Here is a 6,134-nt window from a genome sequence, read left to right on the forward strand (position 1 = left end):
GGGGGGGGCCCCCCACCGGCGGGGGGGTGCGCGCGCCCCCCCCCCCCGCCGCGGGGCGCGCCCCCCCGGGGCGGGGGGGGCGGGCGCCCCCCGGTCGGGGGGTCAGGAGCAGGACTTGTAGAAGTGCTGCCAACCGTCGGTGGGCATGGCCGGGGGTTCGGCCGGCGTCCCGGTCTCGCCGTACTTCTGCTGCAGCTCGTAGTCGTAGGCGCCGGGGCCGCCGCCCGGCTTCGTCAGGCGGATGGAGCGCTCCCACACGCCGTCGCCCGCGTTGTTGAGGACCGCGAGGTCCGGGTACGCGTCGCCGCCGTAGTCGGCGACGCGGAGCTGCTTGGCCTCGCCCTGCGTGCCGATGTCGGAGCGCTTGGGGGCCGCGGAGCCCAGGTTCGACCGCGTGAGCGGGCCGGGGCGGAATTCGGCGACGCGGGCCGTGTTGGGGTCGTCCCCGCCGGAGGGGGTGACGAGGTTGACGACCATGTCCAGGGTGCCGTCGTTCTGGAAGTCGGCGACCGCGGCGGTGGCGACCTCGCCCGTCTTCGCGCCAAGGAGCTTGCTGACGTTCTGCTTGCTGCCGAAGGTGCCGTTCGCGGCACCCCACTGGACCGTCATCTTGGTGCCGGTGTGCCCGGGATTGATGATCTTGTCGGGGCGGCCGTCGCCGTCGAGGTCGCCGAGCAGCGTCGTGGGGCCGGCCAGGCACGGGGAGGCCGCCTGGGCGGCCTGCCCGGAAAGTGCCGCGCCGCCGCCTCCCGACGAGCCGGCCGCGCTTGCCTGGTGTCCGGCAGCGGTCAGGGCCAGGGCCACCGCGGCAGCCGGAACGGCTATCACGTGTAAGCGCTTGCTAGGCATCTGAGTAACTCCTCATGTGATTGCTGCTGAAAGTGTTCAGGGACCGTGCTCAGCGTCCGCACCTCATGCGGGTGATCCTGAGGAGATCACGATGTGGGACGCCTGGAGATCTCCCGGGTGAGTGCGTCTCGAGCTTGCTGGATGATCCATCCAAACCGCCACGAAATCCGGGCAGTTAGGGACGCCGGAACAGGAAATGACCCTCTGACCAGCCAGAACGCATGCTACCTGGAACGCCGGGGTGGAACGCTCCTGGCTCATCGACGCTCGCCGACGATGAGCCCGGCGAGGGCGAAGGGCTGCCTCGCCCGTGCCGCCGACGCTCGTGCGGACCGTGAGCGAGAAGCTCGCGGCCTTGATGTCGGAGCACATGGCGGTCCCCCCGGCAGGTAGTGGATGTCGATGTCTCCCAGGAACAACACCCACTCTGGTCCGGCCCGCTAACGCGGGGCTCCCACCCCACTAACTTCCGCCTAACGCAGGGTGATCCGGACGTACGGCAGGCGCGACGTCCGGTGCATGCACCGCGAGGGGATGAACCGTCGGTGGAGGGGTACTCCGCCACTCCTCTCTCATCAAGGAGACAACGTCATGACGTTCAATCCGTTGGAGCAGCGAGGCATTCCGCTGGACCGGCAACTGCGCAGCTGGCGCGAGCTGAACGTGGACCCGATCGACCCCGATCACTGTGATCCGTACACCCGCTGCCGCATCATCACGATGAACGGCATCGAGGTCGAAGCGATCATGTTCAGCCACCAGTTGGCCCGCAACACGGTCGACCCCGAGGTGAAGCGGCAGCTCGCGCGGACCCGCTACATCGAGGCGCAGCAGCAGAAGGTGGTCAACTGGCTGCTGCCGGGGGTGTCGTCGGTGCTGGAGACGACGATCGCCTACGAGCAGGTCGCCGTCGACCTGACGGCGTGGGTGGCGCGCATGGAGCCGGACCCGTACCTGCAACAGGCCTACCAGTTCGGGGTCCTGGAGGACTTCGACCACCTGTACCGCTACGCGAACCTGTACGAGATGATCGAGCACCACAAGGCGGAGTCGATCGTCGAGGGCCTGACCGAGGTCATGCCCGGCCGGCCCACCCGGCTGCACCACCGCGACCCCGTCGACAACGTCCGCGACCCGTACGCCAAGGACGAGACGAACCCGCTGTCCAAGCTGCACGCCCTCACGATCATGTCGGCCGAGCAGCAGACGATGAACTTCTACATGAACACCGGTCCCACCTACATGGAACCGATCGCCCGCCAGCTCTACCAGGAGATCGGCCTGATCGAAGAGGAGCACGTCACCCACTACGAGTCGCTCGTCGACCCGGGAGAGACATGGTGGGAGCAGCTCGTCAACCACGAGTACAACGAGTGCTACCTCTACCACTCCTTCATGGAGCAGGAGAGCGACCCCAAGGTCAAGGCGATCTGGGAGCTGCACCTCAACATGGAGCTCGAGCACCTGCACGCCGCCTGCGATCTCATGCGCCGGCACGACGGCAGGGACCCCGCATCGGTCCTCGCGCCCGAGCTGCCCAACGTCCTCACCTTCGAGCCGAACAAGGGCTATCTGCGCGGACTCCTCGACACGCAGATGGACTTGACCACGCTGGGGGCCGGGTATGTGCGCGAGGCGCACGAGCGGTTCGAGCAGATGCAGGAGCGGATCCACGGTGGCGAGGCACCGCCCAGCGACCGGGTCATGACGCAGCACAACGAGATGTTCGGCCGCGAGTACCGGGTGCAGAGCGAGGGCGAGCACCCCGACCTGACGCAGCGCGAGAAGTGAGGGGCACCATGTCCGAGCTGAACACCCCGCACGCGGGGGACGACCACGCCAAGGACGATGATGTCGTCTCCCTGCTGATGCGTCAGCACGGCGACATCCGCAACCTCTTCGACGAGGTCGAGGCCACCAAGGGTGAGGATCGCCGCGACGCCTTCCACCACCTGGTGCGCTTACTGGCCGTGCACGAGACCGCGGAGGAGGAGATCGTGCACCCCTTCGCCCGGCGCTCGCTGTCGGGCGGTGAGCAGGTCGTGAAGGAGCGCCTCGCCGAGGAGAAGGCAGCCAAGGAGGCCCTGACCGCGCTGGACGACCTGGACACCGACGATCCCACGTTCATGCCGCAGCTCCTGAAGCTGCGCAAGGACGTCCAGGCACACGCCCGGGCCGAGGAACGCTACGAGTTCACGCACCTCCGCCGCAGCACCGACAGTGCGAACCTGGCCACGATGGCCAGGGCCGTCAAAGCCGCGGAGACCATGGCCCCCACGCGGCCGCACCCCGGGGTGGAATCCGGTGCGGCGAACGCGATGCTCGGCCCCCTCGCGGCACTGATGGACCGCACCAAGGACGCGGTCCGCAAGGCCCTGCACAAAGACGGCTGAGCTCCTGGCCCCCCTCCCACTCAGCCATTTGGCATGCCCCGCCCGAGGTATATCTCGGTTCGTGGTGAGACGGCTGCACATGGCCTGCTCCCGGCAGGGCAGACGGTTTGTGGCCTGTGTGCACGGTGTGGCGGCGTTTCTTGAAGAAACGTGGTCACGCGACGTCCCGGCGGGACGTGGCACCTTCGTGCATGAGGGACCAGACCATCAGGAATATCCGGCGGAGGCTGTTGTGAACCACGGTGCACCCAAGAACGAGAGCCCTGTGGGCCGGGTCAGAGGGGCCGTCCGGCGGGTCGGCGCAGCCTACGGCCCGCCGGAGGAGCACCGGCTTCGGGGGCATCTCTCGGCCGTCGTGGCGTTCGGCGCGTACACGGCCGTGTGGGGCGCGGTGGCCGCCCGGCGCAAGACGAAGGCTCCGGTCGGCCGTGACCCCTGGGATGTCCTGCTGACGGCGACCGCGGTGTTCCGGCTGAGCCGGCTGCTCAGCAAGGGGACCGTCACCAGCCCGCTCCGGGCGCCCTTCACCCGTTTCGAGTCCGCGACGGGCCCCGCCGAAGTCAGCGAGAGCCCGCGCGGAGGGGTCGTCAAGTCGACCGTGGGTGAGCTGATCACGTGTCCGTTCTGCCTGAGCGTCTGGCTGACGGCCACCTTCACCGGGGCCCGCTCGGTGTGGCCGCAGGCCACGCGGACCGTGACGTGCGGTCTCACGTCCCTGGCGATCGCCGACTGCATGCAGCTGGCATACGACGGCTGGCTGCAGGAGGACGACGACGATTCCGCATGCGCGTGACCTCCTCGCGGTTGAGGCTGTGAGGACGACGCGGCCACAAAGACCGACCACAGAAAGGAGCCTGCCATGGGTTCAGAAGATCAGACCAAGGACGAGGCCAACGAAGCTCCGCACAACGACGGGGCCGAGGCAGACACCTCGAACAACGAGGCGCGAGAGAACGCCGGGTCCACCGGAGACGGGGCCAAGGACGAGGACCAGGGTGTGCAGGACCAGATCGAGGGTGGCCACCCCGAGTCCGGGCAGTAGCGCGAGAGCACCGCAGAAGACAGAAAGAGGGAGTCACGGGTGAACTGGGCACTTGACGAGGGGTTCGAGACACCCGAGGGGGTGGTGCGTTGGAGGACCTTCGGCAGCGGAGACCCGCTCGTGCTGGTGCACGGCACCCCGTACTCCTCCTTCCTCTGGCGGGACATCGCTCCAGCGCTCGCCCGTACCCGCAGGGTCTTCGTCTTCGACCACCTCGGCTTCGGCCAGTCGGACCAGCGCGAGGGCCAGGACCTCAGCCTCGCGGCCCACGCGAGGACTTTCGCCCGGCTCCTCGACCACTGGGAGCTGTCCCGCCCCAGCGTCGTCGCCCACGACATCGGCGGGGCCGTGGCATTGCGGACACTGCTGCTGGAGGAGAGAAGCTACCGGGACCTGACGCTCTTCGACGCGGTGAGCGGCGGAGAGTGGGAACGGGGTCTCTTCCGGCTCATCCTGGAACACGCGGATGTCCTTGGGCAGCTTCCGGACTACGCCCACGAAGCGCTCGTCGCCAGCCATATGCGGCACGCGACGCACCTCGGCCTCCGGCCGGAAGTCCTCGACGCGTTTCTCGCACCATGGCGAGGAGCCGAAGGACAGGCCGCGTTCTACCGCCAGTACAGCCAGATCAGGCAAGCGGACACCGCCGCGTACGAGAAGCTGCTGGGCGAGATGACGCTGCCGGTACGTCTCATCTGGGGGCGTGAGGACCGCATCCTCCCACCGGAATACGCCACCTGGCTGCACGAGCGCATCCCGCACGCCGAGCTGCATTGGATCGACGGGGCGGGCCACCTTCTCCAGGAAGACGCCCCGGGACAGCTGGCGGCCCACCTCACCACCGACTTCACCTCGAACAGGTGAGCGGAGCAAAGTCAGACCACCGCGTACGGCTGCTGCTGACCTCTGACACACATCTCCCGAAGCGGGCAAAAGTGCTGCCCGACGCTCTCTTGGCGGGCATTGACGAGGCAGACGCAGTCATCCACGCCGGGGACTGGATCGATGAGGCCACGCTCGATCTGTTCGAGTCCAGATCGCGTCGCCTGATCGGCGTGTTCGGCAACAACGACGGGCCCGCCCTGCGCCGGCGTATCCCCGAGGTGGCCCGTGCGGAGCTGGGGGGCGTGCGGTTCGGTGTCGTGCACGAGACCGGGGCGGCCACCGGACGGGAGCGCCGATGCGCCGAACGTTTCCCGGACCTGGACGTACTCGTCTTCGGCCACAGCCACATCCCCTGGGACTCCACGGCCCCCGGTGGCCTGCGCCTGCTCAACCCCGGCTCACCCACCGACCGCAGACGCCAGCCCCACTGCACGTTCCTCACCCTGACCGTCTCTGACGGCACGTTGCACGACGTGACGCTGCATCGACTGCCGCCGAGACGATGAGCAGCAGACGCTGCGGGGCTGCTCGCCGGCGGCGCGTGCGTCAACGCGGGTCCACGGTCACTGCCCGACATTTCGGCCCGGCCCTGGTCGCCAGCCTGACCTGGGGCTGAGCGACCCGCGCCGGACGCGGGACGGACTCTGGCGGGTTTCGGGCGGGCCCCGGACGGGTCTCTCCGGCCCTCGTGGCGGGGCTCTCCGGCCCTCGTGGCAGGCTTCACTCACGTTTTTCGTACTCTCACCCGGCGACTCCTGGACCCGGACCACCAGGTGAGGGTGTGCGACCCATTACCCTTTGCAGTGCCCACGGCGTCAAATAGCGGGCGCCGCACTCTGGAGGAAACGCTTCATGCTCATCGCACAACGCCCCTCGTTGACCGAAGAGGTCGTCGACGAATTCCGCTCCCGGTTCGTGATCGAGCCGCTGGAGCCGGGCTTCGGTTACACCCTCGGCAACTCGCT

General features: G+C 68.4%; 7 protein-coding genes and 1 pseudogene. 7 read left to right on the top strand and 1 reads right to left on the bottom strand.

The window, feature by feature from the left end; translation table 11 throughout:
- Positions 1–102 precede the first annotated feature (102 nt).
- The gene (locus tag ACWFRU_RS29655; protein ID WP_453691175.1) at positions 103–849 is read right to left on the bottom strand and encodes an FG-GAP repeat domain-containing protein; all 747 of its coding nucleotides are present in this window, start codon (positions 847–849) and stop codon (positions 103–105) included.
- Positions 850–1,440: 591 nt separating this feature from the next.
- On the opposite strand from ACWFRU_RS29655, the gene ACWFRU_RS29660 reads away from it, so the two are divergent.
- The 7 genes and pseudogenes from ACWFRU_RS29660 to ACWFRU_RS29690 all read left to right on the top strand — a co-directional run.
- On the top strand, positions 1,441–2,640 hold the full coding sequence (locus ACWFRU_RS29660) for a hypothetical protein (protein WP_453691176.1): 1,200 nt from the start codon (positions 1,441–1,443) through the stop codon (positions 2,638–2,640).
- Positions 2,641–2,648: 8 nt separating this feature from the next.
- Positions 2,649–3,242: a hemerythrin domain-containing protein gene (locus tag ACWFRU_RS29665; RefSeq protein WP_453691177.1), complete on the top strand. Its 594-nt coding sequence runs from the start codon at positions 2,649–2,651 to the stop codon at positions 3,240–3,242.
- Between the two features lie 232 nt (positions 3,243–3,474).
- On the top strand, positions 3,475–4,035 hold the full coding sequence (locus ACWFRU_RS29670) for a DUF1360 domain-containing protein (RefSeq protein WP_453691178.1): 561 nt from the start codon (positions 3,475–3,477) through the stop codon (positions 4,033–4,035).
- Positions 4,036–4,101: 66 nt separating this feature from the next.
- Positions 4,102–4,284, top strand: a complete 183-nt coding sequence (locus tag ACWFRU_RS29675) for a hypothetical protein (RefSeq protein WP_453691179.1) — start codon at positions 4,102–4,104, stop codon at positions 4,282–4,284.
- 39 nt (positions 4,285–4,323) lie between these two features.
- Positions 4,324–5,148 carry an alpha/beta fold hydrolase gene (locus ACWFRU_RS29680; protein WP_453691180.1) on the top strand — a complete coding sequence of 275 codons (825 nt, stop codon included), beginning with the start codon at positions 4,324–4,326 and terminating at the stop codon, positions 5,146–5,148.
- Positions 5,145–5,675, top strand: a complete 531-nt coding sequence (locus ACWFRU_RS29685; protein WP_453691181.1) for a metallophosphoesterase family protein — start codon at positions 5,145–5,147, stop codon at positions 5,673–5,675. Before ACWFRU_RS29680 ends, ACWFRU_RS29685 begins: the two co-directional genes overlap by 4 nt.
- A 346-nt stretch (positions 5,676–6,021) precedes the next feature.
- Positions 6,022–6,134, top strand: a pseudogene (locus tag ACWFRU_RS29690) (DNA-directed RNA polymerase subunit alpha); the annotation flags it as partial.

The organism is Streptomyces sp. NPDC055099 (assembly GCF_053607685.1).

Excerpts from the sequence above, each read along its gene's own strand:
- ACWFRU_RS29660 (WP_453691176.1), top strand. The coding sequence starts at position 1,441 with ATGACGTTCAATCCGTTGGAGCAGCGAGGCATTCCGCTGGACCGGCAA.
- ACWFRU_RS29675 (WP_453691179.1), top strand. The coding sequence starts at position 4,102 with ATGGGTTCAGAAGATCAGACCAAGGACGAGGCCAACGAAGCTCCGCAC.
- ACWFRU_RS29655 (WP_453691175.1), bottom strand. The coding sequence starts at position 849 with ATGCCTAGCAAGCGCTTACACGTGATAGCCGTTCCGGCTGCCGCGGTG.
- ACWFRU_RS29665 (WP_453691177.1), top strand. The coding sequence starts at position 2,649 with ATGTCCGAGCTGAACACCCCGCACGCGGGGGACGACCACGCCAAGGAC.